This window comes from Betaproteobacteria bacterium (assembly GCA_009693245.1).
Lineage (GTDB): Bacteria > Pseudomonadota > Gammaproteobacteria > Burkholderiales > SHXO01 > SHXO01.
Window position 1 is genome coordinate 1 of the sequence record SHXO01000078.1, and the last position, 15,811, is coordinate 15,811.

Below are 15,811 nucleotides of genomic sequence, written 5' to 3' on the forward strand. Positions count from 1 at the left end.
AGAACGCCATCACCGAAGTCATGTCCACGGGCGGGTCCACCAACGCGGTGCTGCACCTGCTCGCGATGGCGCATGACTTCGGCGTGGAGTTATCTTTGGACGATTTCGATCATATTTCGCGCAAAACTCCAGTGGTGGCCGACATGCGCCCGTGGGGGACTTACACAGCGCCGGAAATGTACGACGCGGGCGGCATGGCCGTCGTTGGCAAACGTCTGATGCAAGCGGGGCTGCTGCACCATGGTGAGAAGACCATCAGCGGGCGCACCCTCGGAGAGGAGATCGAGGCCAGCCCCGAAACCCAGGGCCAGCAAGTCATCAAGCCGCTGGCGCAGGCGCTCAAGCCGGAAGGCGGGCTCGCCATCCTGCGCGGGAGTCTCGCGCCCGGCGGCAGTGTCATCAAAGTTTCCGGCCAGAAGAAAAGTTACCACCAAGGCCCGGCGAAAGTCTTCGAGCGCGAGGAAGACGCCTTCCGCGCCATCAAGGAAGGCCGCATCCAACCAAACGACGTGATCGTGATCCGCTACGAGGGGCCCATCGGCGGGCCGGGGATGCGAGAGATGCAGCTTGTCACCGGTGCGTTGCAAGGGGCTGGGTTGGGAGAGACCGTGGCCCTGATGACCGACGGGCGCTTCTCCGGTGCCACGCGCGGCTTCGTCATCGGCCACATCGTACCGGAAGCGGCGCGACGCGGTCCTATCGCGGCCCTCAAGGATGGCGACACGATAACGATCGACGTGGACAAGCGCCGCCTGGATGTGGGGCTTACCAGCGACGAAATTAAGCAACGCCTTTCCCATTGGAACGCGCCCACTCCGCGCTACACCAGTGGCGTATTCGCGAAATATGCGCGCCTGGTTTCGGATGCCTCCAAGGGCGCGATCACGGACTTGCCTCCAGGGTAATATTGCGGGCCCTGCGCGGCGCGCTGAACTTGCGCGCGCGTCTCAAAACTTATTTTTAGGAAGCTGGCCATGCCCGTGTCTACTTTTCAACTCGAACACCTCAATCTTCCGGCGCGCGATCCAGAAGGTCTTGCGCGTTGGTACGAACAAACCTTTGGACTGAAAGCCGATTCGAACAAGGTGCGCGGCCCGGGCGTGCTGATCGTATTTCAACCGGGCGAACCGGTGAGCCGCGCGCCCGATCTACACTTCGGCCTGAAACTATCCTCCATGGCCGAATTGAATGAATGGGCCAGCAAGTTCAACGTGAAAATCACCATTGGTGGGGAGTACAACGCCTTTCGCACCTTCGATCCCGAAGGCAATTGCGTGGAGCTGTACTGCAAAGCCACGGCATAAAGGACGACAATGAAAATAGCGGTTGTAGGATGTGGCGCCATGGGAAGCGTGTACGCCGCGCTTCTCGGTAACGCCGACCACGAAGTATGGGCCATCGATTCCTGGAAGGAACATGTGGACGCCATGCGCCAGAACGGGCTGCGTCTGGAAGGCGCCTCGGGCGACCACACCGTGCGCGTGAACGCGACCACCGATGCCGCGCAGGCCGGACATTGCGAATTGGTGATCATCGCGACCAAGGCCATGCATGTGGAAACGGCAGCGCAAGCGGCTCGCTCACTCATCGGCCCCAAGACCATGGTGCTCTCCATTCAAAACGGCTTGGGCGGCCCCGATACCGCGGCGCGCGTGCTCGGCCGCGACAAGGTGATGGTCGGCGTGGTCGGGGGGTTTGGCGCCTCCATGCGCGGCCCCGGTCACGCGCATCACAACGGCTGGGAACTGGTGCGCCTGGGCGAAATGAGCGGGCCCATCTCGCCGCGCTTGGAGAGCGTGGCGCAAGTGTGGACATCTGGCGGCTTCAAGGTGAAGTGCTTCGACGACATCGACCAGCTCGTGTGGGAGAAACTCATCTGCAACGTGTGTTTTTCGGGCACTTGTGCTCTTACGGAAATGACCGTTGGCCAGGTCATGGATAACGCCGATGCATGGGCATGCGCTTCGAGATGCGCCAGAGAGGCGTACGACGTGGCCAAGGCACGCAACATCCGCGTGGATTTCGACGACCCCGTGAGCTACGTGCGCAACTTCGGTAGCAAAATCCCCGATGCCCGGCCCTCCATGTTGCTCGATCACATGGAAGGACGCATGTCGGAAATCGATTTCATCAACGGCGCCATTCCCGTTGCCGGCCAAGCGCTGGGCGTTGCCACGCCGTTCAATACGGTGGTCAGCACCTTGGTCCGGGCCAAGGAGCGCAAGATGGGCGCGCGCAAATAATCCCTTCAGAGCAATCAGGAGAACACATGCAACAGCTTCAGATGTACATCGACGGAAAATTCACCAACGCCGCCTTGGGCAAGTGGTTCGACAGTTACAACCCTTTCACGGGCAAAGTGTGGACGCAAGTGGCGCAAGGCGATGCGGAAGACGTGGACCGCGCCGTTCAAGCCGCGCACCGCGCCTTCACGCAGGGCCCCTGGCCGCAGCTCACCGCTAGCCAGCGAGGCATATTGCTGCACAAGCTGGGCGACTTGATCGTGCGCGACGCGAGAAAACTCGCCGAGTTGGAAGTGCGCGATAACGGCAAGCTCATCGCCGAAATGCAGGGCCAGGTCAATTACATTCCCCAGTGGTACTACTACTTCGGTGGCATGGCGGATAAAGTGCAAGGCGCCGTGATCCCTCTGGACAAGAAGGGCTACTTCAATTTCACGCGCCATGAACCCCTCGGTGTCGTGGCCGCCATTACCGCCTGGAATTCGCCGCTGCTGTTACTGGCGTGGAAACTGGCTCCGGCGCTTGCGGCCGGCAACACGGTGGTGGTGAAACCCTCGGAGTTCACATCGGCGTCGACCTTGGAGTTCATCAAGCTCGTCGAGGAAGCCGGGTTCCCAACCGGCGTGGTGAACGTCATCACCGGCTTCGGCAAGGACGTGAGCACCCTCACCACCCATCCCCTGGTACGCAAGGTTGCCTTCACTGGTTCGGACGCCACGGGCCGTGCCATCAACGTGGCCGCAGCCAGTACTTTCAAGCGTTGCACCTTGGAACTGGGCGGTAAATCTCCCAACATCGTGTTCGACGATGCCAAGATCGAAGATGCCGTGAACGGCGCCGTCTCGGGAATCTTCGCTGCCACGGGCCAAACTTGCATCGCCGGATCGCGTTTGCTACTGCAAGAAGGCGTGCACGACCGCTTCATGGAAAAGCTGATAGCACTGTCCAAGACCGCGCGCATGGGCGACCCCATGAGCACGGAGACCCAAGTGGGACCCATCACCACGCGTCCGCAATACGAAAAAGTGCTGAGCTATATCGACGTGGCCAAGAACGAAGGCGCCAAACTCGCGCTGGGCGGTGGCCCCGCCAAGCGACCGGAGTGCGGCGATGGCTGGTTCGTAGAGCCCACGGTGTTCACCGGCGTCACCAATAACATGCGCATCGCGCAAGAAGAAGTATTCGGGCCCGTGCTCTCCGTCATCAAATTCAAGGATGAAGAGGAGGCTACCGCCATCGCCAACGATGTACGCTTTGGCTTGGGCGCCGGGGTGTGGACCAGCGACATCGGCCGGGCCATCCGCATGTCCGAGCGTATTCAAGCGGGAACCGTGTGGGTCAACACCTACCGCGCGGTGAGCTATCTCTCGCCCTTCGGCGGATACAAGGATTCGGGTCTCGGGCGCGAGAGCGGCCAGGATGCCATCCGCGAGTATCTACAGGTCAAGAGTGTTTGGATCAACACCGGAGCGGCGACGGGTAACCCGTTCGTGCTGCGTTAGGAGGAAAAAATGAAAGGCATCGTTTTTCAAGGCAACCGCCAATTGCAGATTCAGGAATTCCTCGACCCCACACCGGGGCCCGGCGAAGTAGTGCTGGAGATCAAAGCTTCCGGCATGTGTGGGAGTGATCTGAAGTTCTATCGCGCCGAGTGCGGGGCAGCATCCCTGGGCCTGGGCAAGATCAGCGGCCCGCTCATCGGCGGCCACGAACCCTGCGGCGTGGTGGCGGCGGTGGGTCCCGGCGTATCGGAGAATCAAGCCAAGGTGGGCATGCGCGTCATGCAACACCACTATCGTGGCTGCGGCGTGTGCGAGCATTGCAACACCGGCTGGATGCAGTTGTGCGTGGAAGGCGTGGCGGAAGTCTACGGCGTCACTGGCCACGGCGCGCACGCGAAGTACATGAAGTGCCCGGCACGCACGTTGGTGCCGTTGCCCGAGGAATTGTCCTTCGATGCGGGCGCCGCCATTTCTTGCGGCACGGGTACCGCGTGGGGCGCGCTGCACCGTCTTGGCCTACAAGGCGACCAAACCATCGCCGTGTTCGGCCAAGGCCCGGTGGGATTGTCCGCCACGCTGCTGGCGGCGGAAATGGGCGCGCGCGTCATCGCGTTGGATACCAACGAAGAGCGGTTGGCGCGGGCCAAGGAGTTCGGCGCCGAAGTGCTCATCAATCCCGCGAACACGGAGAACGTGGTGCAAGCCATCCGCGATGCCACTCACGGACGCGGCGCGCATGCATCCATCGACGCCTCCTCGTCGCCCAAGGCACGCGCCGACGCCGTCAAGTGCGTGCGCACTTGGGGCAAGGCCTGCTTCGTGGGCGAGGGCGATTCCGTCACCTTGGACGTGAGCAACGACATCCTGCGCCGGCAGGTTACCATCATCGGCTCCTGGACCTTTTCCACCGTGGGGCAAGCGGACTGCGCGCGCTACGTCGCTGACCGCGAGATGAATCTCGACAAGTTGTTCACGCACCATTGGAAGCTGGAGCAAGCCGAGGAAGCCTACAAACTCTTCGACAAACAGTCCTCCGGCAAGGGCGTGATCCGGCCTTCTTAGCATCATGTTCGAAGGCTTCAAACTAACCGAGATTCAAGCAGGCGATGTAACGGTCCGCGCCCGCACGGGCGGATCGGGGCCGCCGCTCTTGCTGCTGCACGGTAATCCGCAGACGCATGTAATGTGGCACCTGGTCGCGCCGGTGCTGGCGAAGCACTTCACCGTGATTGCCACCGACATCACGGGTTACGGCATGAGCAGCAAACCGCCGTCCGTGGAGGGTCACGCACCCTATTCCAAGCGTGCCATGGCGCGCAGCCAGGTGGAAGTCATGCGGCAACTCGGGCACCAGCGATTCGCGGTGGCGGGTCATGACCGTGGCGGGCGCGTGGCCTACCGCATGGCACTCGATTTCCCCAACGCTGTCTCCAAACTCGCGGTGCTGGATATCATTCCCACGGGCGAAGCTTTCGAGCGCAGCGGCAAGGAGTTCGCGCTAGGCTATTACCACTGGTTCTTCTTGGCACAACCGGCACCCCTCCCCGAAAGACTGATCAACGCGGATCCAGATTGGTGGTGGGGCTGGCACACATCGCGCGGCGCGCTGTTCGCGCCGGAAGCGGTGGCCGATTATCTAACTTGCTTTCGCAATCCGGAAACCGTCCGTGGCATGTGCGAGGACTACCGCGCGGGTGCCGGCATCGACTGCGAGATAGACGCGCAGGACAAACGAACGGGCCGGCGAATAACCTGCCCCGTGCTGGCGCTGTGGGGCGCGAAAGCAAGATTAGAATCTTGGTACGACACCCTCGCCATCTGGCGAGCGTGGGCCAACGATGTAACCGGCCGCGCGCTGGATTGCGGCCACTATCTCGCGGAAGAGAAACCAGAAGAAACGGCGGCACAACTGCTCGCTTTCTTTAGCTGATCTTTCCTATCTAACCCAGGTAAAACGACATCATGAGAATTTCCATCAGCACGCTTCAGAAAATGAAAACCGAAGGTCAGAAGATCGCCATGGTCTCCTGCTATGACGCGAGCTTCGCGGCCTTGTGCGAGAACGCTGGCGTCGAGATCTTTCTCATCGGCGATTCGCTGGGCATGGTGGTGCAAGGACACGATTCCACGCTGCCCGTCACCATCGAGGACATGGTCTATCACACGCGCTGCGTGGTGCGCGGCAGCCAGAAATCCTTCGTGCTGGGTGACCTACCCTTCGGCAGTTATCAGATCAGCCCGCAACAAGCCTACGAGAATGCCGCTAAGCTGATGGCGGCCGGGGCGCAAGCGGTAAAGCTCGAAGGCGGGGCCGTCATGGCGGAGACCGTCGCTTTTCTCACTTCGCGCAGCATCCCCGTGTTCGGCCACCTAGGTCTCACACCCCAATCCGTGCACGCCTTGGGCGGCTACAAGGTGCAAGGCAAGACCGATGCGGCCGCCGAGCGCATTCGCGCCGACGCCAAGCTGCTGGAGCAATCCGGCGCCTGCGGCCTTGTGCTCGAATGCGTCCCCACCCCCTTGGGAAAACAGATCACCGACGATCTCACCATCTTCACCATCGGCATCGGCGGCGGCCCACACTGCTCGGGCCAGATTTTGATTCTGCACGACATGCTCGATGTCTATCCCGGCAAGAAAGCGAAGTTCGTGAAGAACTTCATGGCGGGCGGCCCATCGATTCAGCAGGCGATGCAGAACTACGTGAAGGAAGTGAAGGACGGCTCGTTCCCGTCGCCGGAATATTGTTTTAGTTAGAAGTTCAAAACCAGTCTTCCGCGCCCAGGCCATTTACCCTCGAAAACTCCTTGGTATTGTGCGTTACCAAGGCCGCCCCATGAGAAAGAGCGGTGGCGGAAATCAGGACATCCATCGGACCGATGGCCATTCCCGCGGCGTCAAGAACGCCGCGAATTGCCGCCGCCAGTTTGGCGGTATCCGCATCTAATGCAAGGACACGGACAAGGCAGTGTGTTCGTATCCAGCGCGTACATTAGAGTTTTCCGCGTTTGCTGTCCTTGGCTCCGCTCGCGCGAATCTCTTCTGCCAGCGGAAAATCCGGCCATGCCCCCGCTAAATCGCGCACGTGCTCCGGCCAGTCCGCAACCGCTCGCCGGCGGATCAAGTCCGCGATCCATTTGCTCTTCGATATTCCAGCGGACTGGACGGCCGCCTGCATCAATTTTTCGGTTTCATCGTCCAAGTAAATTGTGACCTGTCCGATGCACCGACCGCCGTTCGCGGATTGAGAGTTCCTACACCGGCACCCCTTCGATCAAACTCCACTCTGACTTCGTCGGGATGATCCGGGAGAGCTGAAATCCGCTGGCCTCGTACAGATGCCGAAACTCAGGTTCCGTGCGTTCGCGCCCGCCGTGAGTGTGCACCAGCATGTGCAGGTCGGACCACTTGGCGGAGAAGGGTTCGTTGCCGGGCGGGACGATGCGTTCGCACACGAAGAGTCTCGCGCGGGGCTCCATGGCGGTTCGAACGTTGCCCAGGAATTTCACGCAGTGGGCATCGTCCCAATCGTGGACGATGTGCTTCATGAAGTAAATGCCGCCGCCCTTAGGGATGGCATCGAAAAAACTGCCGTGGCGGAATTCGCAGCGGTTACTCAATGCGCGCGTGGCGATGTACTGCTCCGCGCGTTCTCGCAGGTGCGGCAAATCGAATAGCACGCCCTTGAGTGTTGGAAAGCCGGAGAGGATCGCGCACAGGGTGCTGCCGACGCCTCCCGCGACGTCGACGATGACATCGGTGGCGGAGAAATCGTAGGCCGAGGCGATGGCGTCGTTGATCAAGCCCGAGGAACCCGCCATGGCGCGGTCGAACATGCCGGCTTTCTCGGGGTTGCGAGACAGGTAATTCCAAAACTGTTCGCCGTAAACTTGCTCGAAGGAAGGCTTGCCGGATTGCACGCAGTAGGCCAACTCTTCCCAGCTCTTCCAACTGGTTTCATCGCCAAAGAGCATGGCGAGACCGCGCAGGGAACTCGGAACGTCGTCACGCAGACATTCGGACAAGTCCGTGTTGGCGAAGCGACCCGCTTCATCTTCCCGGAAAATCCCCCGGCTGGCGAGAGCGCGCAGCAGACGGTGCAGGGTGGATCCGTGCAGCGAGACTTCATCAGCCAGGGCTTGCGCTGTCTTGGGGCAATTGGCCAGCCGGCCGGCTATGTCATGCTCCGCGGCAAGGTGGATGGCGCGTGAGACGAAGTACCACGTAATCATGTCGCGCATCTGGGCCGCGGCGGTTTCCATTTTCTTCATCAGACGCCAGTAGTAGGGACGCCGATTCTACGGTATGGCGTTGCGCGCCATGGCAGAATACGCTCCCATGATCCAGGACAGGCACGCGCATCCGGCACACAATTCCCCGCCAGCCGGACGAGGAAGTACCGTCCATGCCGAGATCACGTTCTCCGTGGATACGGGCGAGATGCCGGTCAATGAGACCTACGAGGCGGGTCGCGTCATCGGACGCCGCTCGGGAGCCAGGGAGCAGCGCCGGGTCGAGATTGCCGATGCCCGCGCATGGGGCCGCGAGATGACGCTCGATCGCAATGGCTTTGAGCTGGCGGAGCACGCCACCACGGTGAAGAATTTTTTTGACGCCACTGAACTCGCAAGGATCTACTACGCCGAGATCGAGCAACTGGTGTCACGGGTTTCCGGTGCTTACCGTGTGCACGTGTTCGATCATACGTTGCGTTCGGGGGACGAGGCGGAGCAGTCCGAGCGCAAAGTGAGGGAGCCTGTGCTGTGGGCGCACAATGACTACACTGAGTGGTCCGGTCCGCAACGCTTGCGTGAATTGTTGCCCGCGGGGGCGGAGCAGTTGCTCAAGCGCCGCTTTGCCATTATCCAGGTGTGGCGGGCCATATCTCGGCCCATCCTGGCGAACCCGCTGGCCGTGGTGGATGCACGCAGCGTGGCGGCCGGCGATTTGATCAAGGCCGAGCGCCGTTATCCCCACCGCGTGGGCGAGACTTACCAACTCGCCTACAACCCCAACCAGCGCTGGTTCTACTTTCCTCACATGACGCGCGACGAGGCCCTGGTGTTCAAGGTCTACGATTCCGAGAAGGACGGCCGCGCGCGCTTCACGCCGCATTGTTCCTTCGTGGACCCGGCCACGCCCACCGGCGCGCCGCCACGCCAAAGCATCGAGGCGCGGACGTTGGCTTTCTTCGCATAGACATGGCTAAGCGCGGCCTCATCGCCGGTGCCGGCCCTGCGGGACTGCTCTTCGCCTGGCTCTTCAAGCGCCGCCACCCTCACTGGCAGGTCGAGGTGCTCGAGCAGAACGAGGCCGGCCTTACTTTCGGCTTCGGGGTCGTGTTCTCGCAAGGCGCATTGGAATTTCTGCAACGCGATGCCTCCGATTTTTACGAACTTCTCCTGCCGCGCATGGAGATCTGGCCAGCGCAGCGCATCGTGCATCGTGACGAACGCGTGGAAATAGACGGCAATGGCTTCTCCGCCATCGCACGCCTCGAGTTAAACAAGTTACTGCAAGATCTGTGTCGCGAATCAGGGGTGAATCTCGTGTTCGGGCGCCGCATCGAATCGCTTGCCGAGCTGAGCGGCGCGGCATCTGGTCGTGGGCGCGGATGGATTGAACTCCTTCGTGAGAGGCGCGCATCCGCAGCGATTCGAACTTCGCACGCAGTGGCTAACCAACAAGTTCGCATGGTATGGAACGAGCAAGGCATTCGATTGCCTCACGCTCACCAGTCGCACTAACGAGCATGGCACTTGGGTAGCGCACCACTACCGCTACAGCGCCAGCATGAGCACTTTTTTGGTGGAGTGCGACGCGGCCACCTGGTACCGCGCGGGCTTGGGTCGCATGTCCGAAGAGGAGTCGCGCCGCTACTGCGAGCAGGTTTTCGCGCCTGACCTCGAAGGCCACGCCTTGGTGTCGAACAAATCCATCTGGCGCAACTTTCCGCTGCTCTCCAATCGTAACTGGTCCGCCGGCAACACGGTGCTGATCGGCGACGCGTTGCACACCGCGCATTTTTCCATCGGCTCTGGCACGCGGCTGGCGCTGGAGGATGCCATCGCCTTGGACCGCGCTTTCGGAGAAGCCGGCGAGGACACGGCGGCCGCACTGGCCGTGTTCGAGCGCGAACGCCGCCCCGTGGTGGAGAAAATCCTGGCGGCGGCCAATGCCAGCTCCTTTTGGTACGAGCGCATGTCCGACAAGATGCACTACGCGCCATGGCAACTGGCCTACGATTACATGACGCGCAGCGGCCGCGTGAGTGACGAGCGGCTGCGCAGCATGGCGCCCCGGTTCATGACACACGTTGGCGAGGGCAGGCGGCAAGTGGCCTATGCAGGCGATACGCGGCGCATGGCCGATCCCTTCGACCGGGAAAGCGGCTGCGTGCGGCAGATCGTCTTCGAATTGCCGGAGCACTACAACTGCGCGCGCATACTGTTCGATAACCTTGGCGCGGGACGCGAGGAGAAGCTCGCCCTCATCTGCGATGAAACGCGCCTGACTTACGCGCAACTTTGCGCGCTGGCTTCGCGCGCAGGCAATGGTTTGAGCGCGTTGGGGCTTGCGCGCGGCAGCCGCGTGCTCATGCTGATGCCAGACACACCGGAGTACGTGGCCGCCATCTTCGGTGCCATGCGCGCGGGTTACGTGCCGGTGCTGCTCAATACCTTGTCTCCGCCGGAATTGGTGGGTTATTACTTGCAGGATTCGGGCGCCGAAGTGGCCATCGTCCACGGCATCTTGGCGCCCTTGCTTGGACACGAGTCCGTGCGTGCGTCGCGTTTGCGGCACGTGGTATTCGTGGAGGAGCCCGCGAGCGCGCCCGGTCTTCCCTTGGTGAATGCAATTTCTTGGACGCAGTGGATCGCGCTTCAAGGCGAAACGCTGCCGGAAGCCGGTACACACCGCGACGAAATGGCTTTCTGGATGTATAGCTCCGGTTCGACGGGACGGCCCAAGGGCGTGGTACATCTGCACCATGATGTGTCCTACACCCACGCCGCCTATGGCGAGCGCGTGCTGGGCATTCGCGAGAGCGATGTGGTGTTCTCGCCGCCCAAAATATTCTATGCCTACGGCTTCGGCAATTCACTGACCTTTCCTTTTTCCGTTGGCGCCACCACCGTGCTGCTGCCCGGGCGCCCAGATGCGCAAGCGGTGTTCGGCACCATCGAGAAACACCGGCCCACATTGTTCTTTGGCCTGCCGACGCTCTACAACAGCCTAATTGCTCATCCCGGTTCGGAAGCGCGCGATTTGTCCAGCCTGCGCCTGTGCCTCTCCGCGGCGGAAACCTTGTCCGGCGAGCTATTCCGCGAGTGGCAGCGGCGCTACGGGCTTTCCATCGTCGAGGGATTGGGCTCCACGGAAGTGCTGCACATTTACCTTTCCAATCGCTTGGACCATCAAAAACCAGGTGCCAGCGGAGCGCGTGTGCCGGGATACGAACTCAAGCTGGCGGATCCCGAGGGCCGCCCGGTCTCGACCGGAGAATCCGGCGTGTTGTGGGTGCGCGGCGATTCGCAAGCGCCACTCTATTGGAACCGCTCCGATAAAACGGCGGAATCCATGCGCGAAAGCTGGATCTACACCAGCGACCAGTTCCGCGTGGATGACGATGGGTTTTATTTTTTCGAAGGCCGCGTGGACGATCTTATCAAGGTGAGCGGGCAATGGATTTACCCTCTGGAGGGCGAGCGCTGCCTGGCCGAACATCCTTGGGTGAAGGAGTGCGCGGTGTTGGGCGTGGAAGAAGAAAACCGTTTGATGACGCTGGCGGCGTTCGTGGTGCTGAAGGACGCGGCGGCTCGCGATGGCGCCACGACGCGCTCGTTACAAGACTTCGTGAAATCCCAGTTGACGCCGTACAAGTACCCGCGCCAAGTGCGCTATCTGGAATCGCTGCCTAAAACGGGGACGGACAAGATCGATAGGCAGAGGCTTCGGCAAAGTTATGTCGCGCCTCCACCCTAACGCCCCCACCCTAACCCTCCACCGCGCGCGGGGGAGGGAACGGATAGCGGTTAGGGCACACCGAAAGTGGCGATCTTGTCGATCCTGCACTCGAACAATACGCGCTTCTCGTCTATCTTCGGATCGCGCAGGCCGTAGGGGCCGGGCTGGCCGGTGTATTTGGTCCAGATCTTATCCAACTGCTTGGTCACCCGCGCGCCTTCCGGGCCGGTTTCAAGCACTTCCCTTTCGGCGGTGCACTTGATGCTCACCCAGTGGTAGGGGTTCTTCGGGTTTGCCAGCAAGCAGGTCATCTGCGGGTTCTTGCGAATCCACTCGCATTTGGGGCGGTGGGAGGCGGTGTTCACCAGAATCTTGTCGCCCTCGTAATCGAACCACATGACGGTCAAGCCTGGGCGGCCATCGGGCCCGATGACGGCCAGCGTCATGGATACGGGATCGTCGAGCAACTGCTTGTAGATCGGGTCCAGATCCTTCAAGCTGGTGGCGGGCTTGCGCTCGCCCACGCCAAATTGGCCCGGCTGTAGGCCGTTGGCCACATGCTTGAAATTCGCGATTACGAATCCGCTCATGACTGCTCTCCTCTAGGTTAGATATTGATCGTGGGGCGACGGGGTCGCCACGTACCATACTTTAGCGCATTTGCGCTTGGCGTTTCCATACAGGGTGAATGGATGTGGCCGCAATACTACTGGCAAAATGCCGCCTGGATTCTCGGCCAACCGATTGAGGTCATCATGCGCGTTCAAGCTCTGGGTCATGTGGTGTTAAAGGTACGAAACCTCGATCGCTCGCTGGCGTTCTTCAACGGCGTATTGGGGCTCCCGGTGGTTGCGCGCACGCTGATACGGGATACGCCCATGGCATTCTTCTCGATCGCAGGTAACCACCACGATCTTGCCCTCATGGAATTGGGGAGCGATGCACCTTCCGCGCGGGAAGGAGCGCCCGGGCTTGCGCACGTGGCGCTCAAGATTGGCAACAGCATGGGTGAGTTGCGAGCCGCGCTCCAGCATCTGCAAGCCCGGGGCATTGCCATCGACCGAACGGCGGATCACATAGTCGCGCAGTCTTTGTATATTCACGACCCCGATGGCAACCGGATCGAGTTATACGTGGATGCCGACCCGCGCATATGGCGCGAAAATCCAAGTAGCGTGGCGCATAGCGAACCTTTAGACCTCTAGTCCTTTAGATCTCTAGTGCCACCGGCACCCTTAGCACCCATCGTTCGCGCCGCCTTCTGGATGGGCGGTGCCATGTGCTGCTTTCTGGCCATGGCCATATCGGGACGCGAGTTGGCGCGCGAACTCACCACCTTTCAATTACTTTTCTTTCGCAGCCTGGTGGGAGTCGCCGTCATCGCGGTCTTCCTCTATCGCGCCGGCTGGACCCAGGTGCGCACCCAGATATTGGGCACCCGGGTATTGGGGACTCATTTTGCGCGCAACTTCGTTCACTTCACGGGCCAGTACGGGTGGTTCTACGGCGTTGCACTCATTCCGTTGACGGAGGTGTTCGCGCTGGAATTCACCATGCCCATATGGACGGCGGTGCTGGCCCCGTTTCTACTGGGCGAGCGCATGACACGCATGCGCGTGTTTGTGGTGGCCATCGGTTTCACCGGTACGCTCATCATTCTGCGGCCCGGTATCGCCATCGTTCATCCCGCGGCGCTTGCCGTCCTTGGGGGAGCCTTCAGCTTCGCCTTGGCGCATACATTGACCAAGCGCTTGTCGAAGAGCGAAACGCCGCTCTCGATCCTGTTCTACATGACGCTGATTCAACTTCCCATTGGATTCGTATTTTCATTGCCCCACTGGGTGTGGCCATCTCTGGGCGCCTGGCCGTGGCTCATCGTCGTGGGGAACGCCGCGCTATTCGCGCATTACTGCATGACACGCGCTTTTCAACTGGCGGATGCGACAGTGGTCATTCCCATGGATTTTCTGCGACTGCCACTGGTCGCGACCGTGGGTTTTGGATTCTACGATGAGAAGGTGGATGCTTGGGTGCTGGCGGGCGCGGTCATACTTTGCGCGGGAGCCTGGCTCAATATAAAAACGGCGGCGCGTTAAACAATTCGCGCCGCCGCCGGGGAGTCATCGTCGCTTGCGGACGATCAGTTTTGCTGTGTTTGTTTTAATCGCTTGAGGCGCATCGAGATTTACAGTCTCAGGAGGGCGACTGAACGTGAAACGCGGCTGGGATAGTGCGAGACTTCAAATGGCGCCTGTCGTGGCCAGCTTTGCAGCAAAGTAAATGCCACAGGAGAGGCATGCGTATGTCAGTCCGTTTCCGATACGCACGTGGAAGGTAGTATGGTCGACGTAACGTTTTCCGGTGGCCCCGAAGATTACCAAGGCGGATACAGCGGTCATAGCTGCCATGGGGTGCTGGGTCAATAGCTCGGATAGAAACGCTTTCAGCCAGCCATTGGGACCCATGGTCGTGAAAATGAAGGCTACGATACCGAAAAACATCAAGCCGGCGATGATGAAGGTTGCGAGGGTTTGCCCGATCTCTTGCAGCAAGCCGAACAGTCCCCGCTGCGCCGGGAGTGACATGTTGGTGAAGGGAAATTGCATAGGGTTCCTCCTGGGTGGTGCATGATTGCAACGGGCCTCCACGCAGTGCTCGTGCCATGGAATTTTCCACTCGCGCTATCAGCGAGTTAAGAAGAAAACCTACCGGGTCATCGTCCGTTGCACCGCGTTCGGCCGTATTTCTTGTTGCGACGGAACGACGGACATTATTTGGCTAGCGCGGCGGCGACGTCCGCCACCAAGCGATGCTGCTCCCAGCGTTTGCCGCCGGGATCGGCTCCGGTGCGAATGATCGCCAAATCATGGCCGGGAACCACCGTCGCGTACTGGCCATTGTTGCCAGCGGTGGAAAAAGTGCCTCGGGGCACACCGGGCATTTGATCGAGTAACCACAACTGCGCTCCGTACCCCCATTGCCCCGCCACGGAAGGTTTGGAAGGCGCGGGCGTGGTGGAAAAATTCACCCAGCCTTAGGGTAACAGGCGCTTGCCGTTCCATACGCCGTCGTTGGCAAGCAATAAAGCGAAGCGCGCCAGATCTCTCGCCGTGGTGTAGGTTTGGCTGGATCCGATGAAGTTACCCAGATGATCGGTTTCCATGAACGTGTGGTACATGCCTAGCGGATGCAGCAGATCATCGTAGGGAAACCGTAAGTATTTGCGGTCATCGTTCAAGCGATATCGCAAGGCCCGCAACAAAAGCAGCGTGTCGTTATTGGCGTATTTCCATCGCGTACCAGGTTGCGCTTCGAGTGCCGTGGTGGTCGTGGCGCTCACGACATCTTGCCCGCCGAAGTAGATTGCATTGGTGTTGGATCCACCGCTCACCAAGCCGCTGGACATCCACAGCAAGTGCTTGTAGGTGATGGCCCGGCGCGGGTCGGCCGCGTCGCTCCATTCCGGAATATCCGCCCGTGCATCCAGGTCCACAATTCCTTGCGCCGACGCGATGCTCATGATGGCGGCGGTGATGCTCTTTGTCGTGGACCAAGTGCGATAGCCCGAGTGAATACCTAATCCAGGCCGGTAGCGCTCCGCGATAATTTTGCCGCGCTTCAGGACGATGACGGCCGTCGTGACCACGCTGTCACCGTAATACTTGCCGTCGAACGCGCGATCGAGGATGGGCGCCAGTTCCGGGTGTTACGTGCTCATGCCATGCGCTGGTAGATCGATCTCATCCCCGGCGGGGAAAGGAATCGCCGTCACATCAGGCACCGCGCCATGCGCAACATAGGGCAGCCTGGGATGATCATCGAGCCCCCAGTGAGGCGGCAGCAACGTACAACCCATTAATTTTTGAACTTAATACATCACCAACTTTAAATTTATTAGAAGAAGTTTGACCAAATGAAGTTAATGAATAAGAAAGGAGTATGTATAAAAAAACAACTTTAAGTTTCATTCTGGACAGTGACAAGTTCTCGCCCCTTGTCAGTTCTTTTCCTTGGCGATGCGGAGATTCGATAGTTCTGTAGCCAGATCGATCCAGCGATCCATCAGAAGCTTCAATCGTTCGTAGTTCTTCAATTGCT

The 15,811-nt window shown here is 60.3% G+C and carries 17 protein-coding genes and 1 pseudogene; 11 read left to right on the forward strand and 7 right to left on the reverse strand.

Going from position 1 to position 15,811, the window contains the following annotated elements; all coding sequences use genetic code 11:
* The 7 genes from EXR36_12390 to panB all read left to right on the forward strand — a co-directional run.
* Positions 1-905, forward strand: a 905-nt coding sequence (locus EXR36_12390; protein ID MSQ60408.1) for a dihydroxy-acid dehydratase, incomplete at its 5' end; no start/stop codon positions are given.
* A 69-nt stretch (positions 906-974) separates the two neighbouring features.
* Positions 975-1,304, forward strand: coding sequence for a VOC family protein (locus tag EXR36_12395; protein MSQ60409.1), 330 nt, complete (start codon positions 975-977; stop codon positions 1,302-1,304).
* 9 nt (positions 1,305-1,313) lie between these two features.
* Positions 1,314-2,243, forward strand: coding sequence for a 2-dehydropantoate 2-reductase (locus EXR36_12400; protein MSQ60410.1), 930 nt, complete (start codon positions 1,314-1,316; stop codon positions 2,241-2,243).
* A gap of 26 nt (positions 2,244-2,269) precedes the next feature.
* Positions 2,270-3,745 (forward strand): aldehyde dehydrogenase, encoded by a 1,476-nt coding sequence (locus tag EXR36_12405; GenBank protein ID MSQ60411.1) that lies wholly within the window; start codon positions 2,270-2,272, stop codon positions 3,743-3,745.
* Between the two features lie 9 nt (positions 3,746-3,754).
* Positions 3,755-4,807: an iditol 2-dehydrogenase gene (locus tag EXR36_12410; GenBank protein ID MSQ60412.1), complete on the forward strand. Its 1,053-nt coding sequence runs from the start codon at positions 3,755-3,757 to the stop codon at positions 4,805-4,807.
* 4 nt (positions 4,808-4,811) lie between these two features.
* Positions 4,812-5,675 (forward strand): alpha/beta hydrolase, encoded by an 864-nt coding sequence (locus tag EXR36_12415; protein ID MSQ60413.1) that lies wholly within the window; start codon positions 4,812-4,814, stop codon positions 5,673-5,675.
* A 32-nt stretch (positions 5,676-5,707) separates the two neighbouring features.
* Positions 5,708-6,502 (forward strand): 3-methyl-2-oxobutanoate hydroxymethyltransferase, encoded by a 795-nt coding sequence (gene panB, locus EXR36_12420; protein ID MSQ60414.1) that lies wholly within the window; start codon positions 5,708-5,710, stop codon positions 6,500-6,502.
* 4 nt (positions 6,503-6,506) lie between these two features.
* Here panB and EXR36_12425 read toward each other — a convergent pair whose 3' ends face one another.
* From EXR36_12425 to EXR36_12435, 3 genes are read right to left on the reverse strand one after another with little or no spacing between them, the layout of a single operon-like run.
* Positions 6,507-6,725 (reverse strand): type II toxin-antitoxin system VapC family toxin, encoded by a 219-nt coding sequence (locus tag EXR36_12425; protein MSQ60415.1) that lies wholly within the window; start codon positions 6,723-6,725, stop codon positions 6,507-6,509.
* 12 nt (positions 6,726-6,737) lie between these two features.
* Complete coding sequence (locus EXR36_12430) at positions 6,738-6,968, reverse strand: CopG family transcriptional regulator (protein MSQ60416.1); 231 nt, start codon at positions 6,966-6,968, stop codon at positions 6,738-6,740.
* 31 nt (positions 6,969-6,999) lie between these two features.
* A complete protein-coding gene (locus EXR36_12435) occupies positions 7,000-8,016 on the reverse strand; it encodes a methyltransferase (GenBank protein ID MSQ60417.1) in 1,017 nt (338 codons plus the stop codon).
* A gap of 49 nt (positions 8,017-8,065) precedes the next feature.
* On the opposite strand from EXR36_12435, the gene EXR36_12440 reads away from it, so the two are divergent.
* Both EXR36_12440 and EXR36_12445 read left to right on the forward strand, forming a co-directional pair.
* Positions 8,066-8,944: a methyltransferase gene (locus EXR36_12440; GenBank protein MSQ60418.1), complete on the forward strand. Its 879-nt coding sequence runs from the start codon at positions 8,066-8,068 to the stop codon at positions 8,942-8,944.
* A gap of 2 nt (positions 8,945-8,946) precedes the next feature.
* Positions 8,947-11,731 (forward strand): annotated as a pseudogene (locus EXR36_12445) (benzoate-CoA ligase family protein).
* Between the two features lie 50 nt (positions 11,732-11,781).
* Here EXR36_12445 and EXR36_12450 read toward each other — a convergent pair.
* Positions 11,782-12,303: a hypothetical protein gene (locus tag EXR36_12450; protein ID MSQ60419.1), complete on the reverse strand. Its 522-nt coding sequence runs from the start codon at positions 12,301-12,303 to the stop codon at positions 11,782-11,784.
* 102 nt (positions 12,304-12,405) lie between these two features.
* Between EXR36_12450 and EXR36_12455 the strand changes: the two genes are divergently transcribed.
* Together EXR36_12455 and EXR36_12460 are read left to right on the forward strand one after the other, a co-directional pair.
* Entirely contained in the window at positions 12,406-12,918 is a 513-nt protein-coding gene (locus tag EXR36_12455) for a VOC family protein (GenBank protein ID MSQ60420.1), read from the forward strand.
* A gap of 60 nt (positions 12,919-12,978) precedes the next feature.
* On the forward strand, positions 12,979-13,809 hold the full coding sequence (locus tag EXR36_12460) for a DMT family transporter (protein ID MSQ60421.1): 831 nt from the start codon (positions 12,979-12,981) through the stop codon (positions 13,807-13,809).
* A gap of 144 nt (positions 13,810-13,953) precedes the next feature.
* Here the strand turns inward: EXR36_12460 and EXR36_12465 are convergent, their stop codons facing one another.
* The 3 genes from EXR36_12465 to EXR36_12475 all read right to left on the reverse strand — a co-directional run bounded on the left by EXR36_12465 (position 13,954) and on the right by EXR36_12475 (position 15,410).
* Entirely contained in the window at positions 13,954-14,319 is a 366-nt protein-coding gene (locus tag EXR36_12465; protein MSQ60422.1) for a hypothetical protein, read from the reverse strand.
* Positions 14,320-14,483: 164 nt separating this feature from the next.
* Entirely contained in the window at positions 14,484-14,741 is a 258-nt protein-coding gene (locus EXR36_12470; protein MSQ60423.1) for a hypothetical protein, read from the reverse strand.
* 6 nt (positions 14,742-14,747) lie between these two features.
* Positions 14,748-15,410 carry a class C beta-lactamase-related serine hydrolase gene (locus tag EXR36_12475; protein ID MSQ60424.1) on the reverse strand — a complete coding sequence of 221 codons (663 nt, stop codon included), beginning with the start codon at positions 15,408-15,410 and terminating at the stop codon, positions 14,748-14,750.
* Positions 15,411-15,811 lie beyond the last annotated feature (401 nt).

Coding starts and splice junctions, on each gene's coding strand:
- EXR36_12395 (MSQ60409.1), top strand. CDS start 975: ATGCCCGTGTCTACTTTTCAACTCGAACACCTCAATCTTCCGGCGCGC.
- EXR36_12400 (MSQ60410.1), top strand. CDS start 1,314: ATGAAAATAGCGGTTGTAGGATGTGGCGCCATGGGAAGCGTGTACGCC.
- EXR36_12405 (MSQ60411.1), top strand. CDS start 2,270: ATGCAACAGCTTCAGATGTACATCGACGGAAAATTCACCAACGCCGCC.
- EXR36_12410 (MSQ60412.1), top strand. CDS start 3,755: ATGAAAGGCATCGTTTTTCAAGGCAACCGCCAATTGCAGATTCAGGAA.
- EXR36_12415 (MSQ60413.1), top strand. CDS start 4,812: ATGTTCGAAGGCTTCAAACTAACCGAGATTCAAGCAGGCGATGTAACG.
- panB (MSQ60414.1), top strand. CDS start 5,708: ATGAGAATTTCCATCAGCACGCTTCAGAAAATGAAAACCGAAGGTCAG.
- EXR36_12435 (MSQ60417.1), bottom strand. CDS start 8,016: ATGAAGAAAATGGAAACCGCCGCGGCCCAGATGCGCGACATGATTACG.
- EXR36_12440 (MSQ60418.1), top strand. CDS start 8,066: ATGGCAGAATACGCTCCCATGATCCAGGACAGGCACGCGCATCCGGCA.
- EXR36_12450 (MSQ60419.1), bottom strand. CDS start 12,303: ATGAGCGGATTCGTAATCGCGAATTTCAAGCATGTGGCCAACGGCCTA.
- EXR36_12455 (MSQ60420.1), top strand. CDS start 12,406: ATGTGGCCGCAATACTACTGGCAAAATGCCGCCTGGATTCTCGGCCAA.
- EXR36_12460 (MSQ60421.1), top strand. CDS start 12,979: ATGGGCGGTGCCATGTGCTGCTTTCTGGCCATGGCCATATCGGGACGC.
- EXR36_12465 (MSQ60422.1), bottom strand. CDS start 14,319: ATGCAATTTCCCTTCACCAACATGTCACTCCCGGCGCAGCGGGGACTG.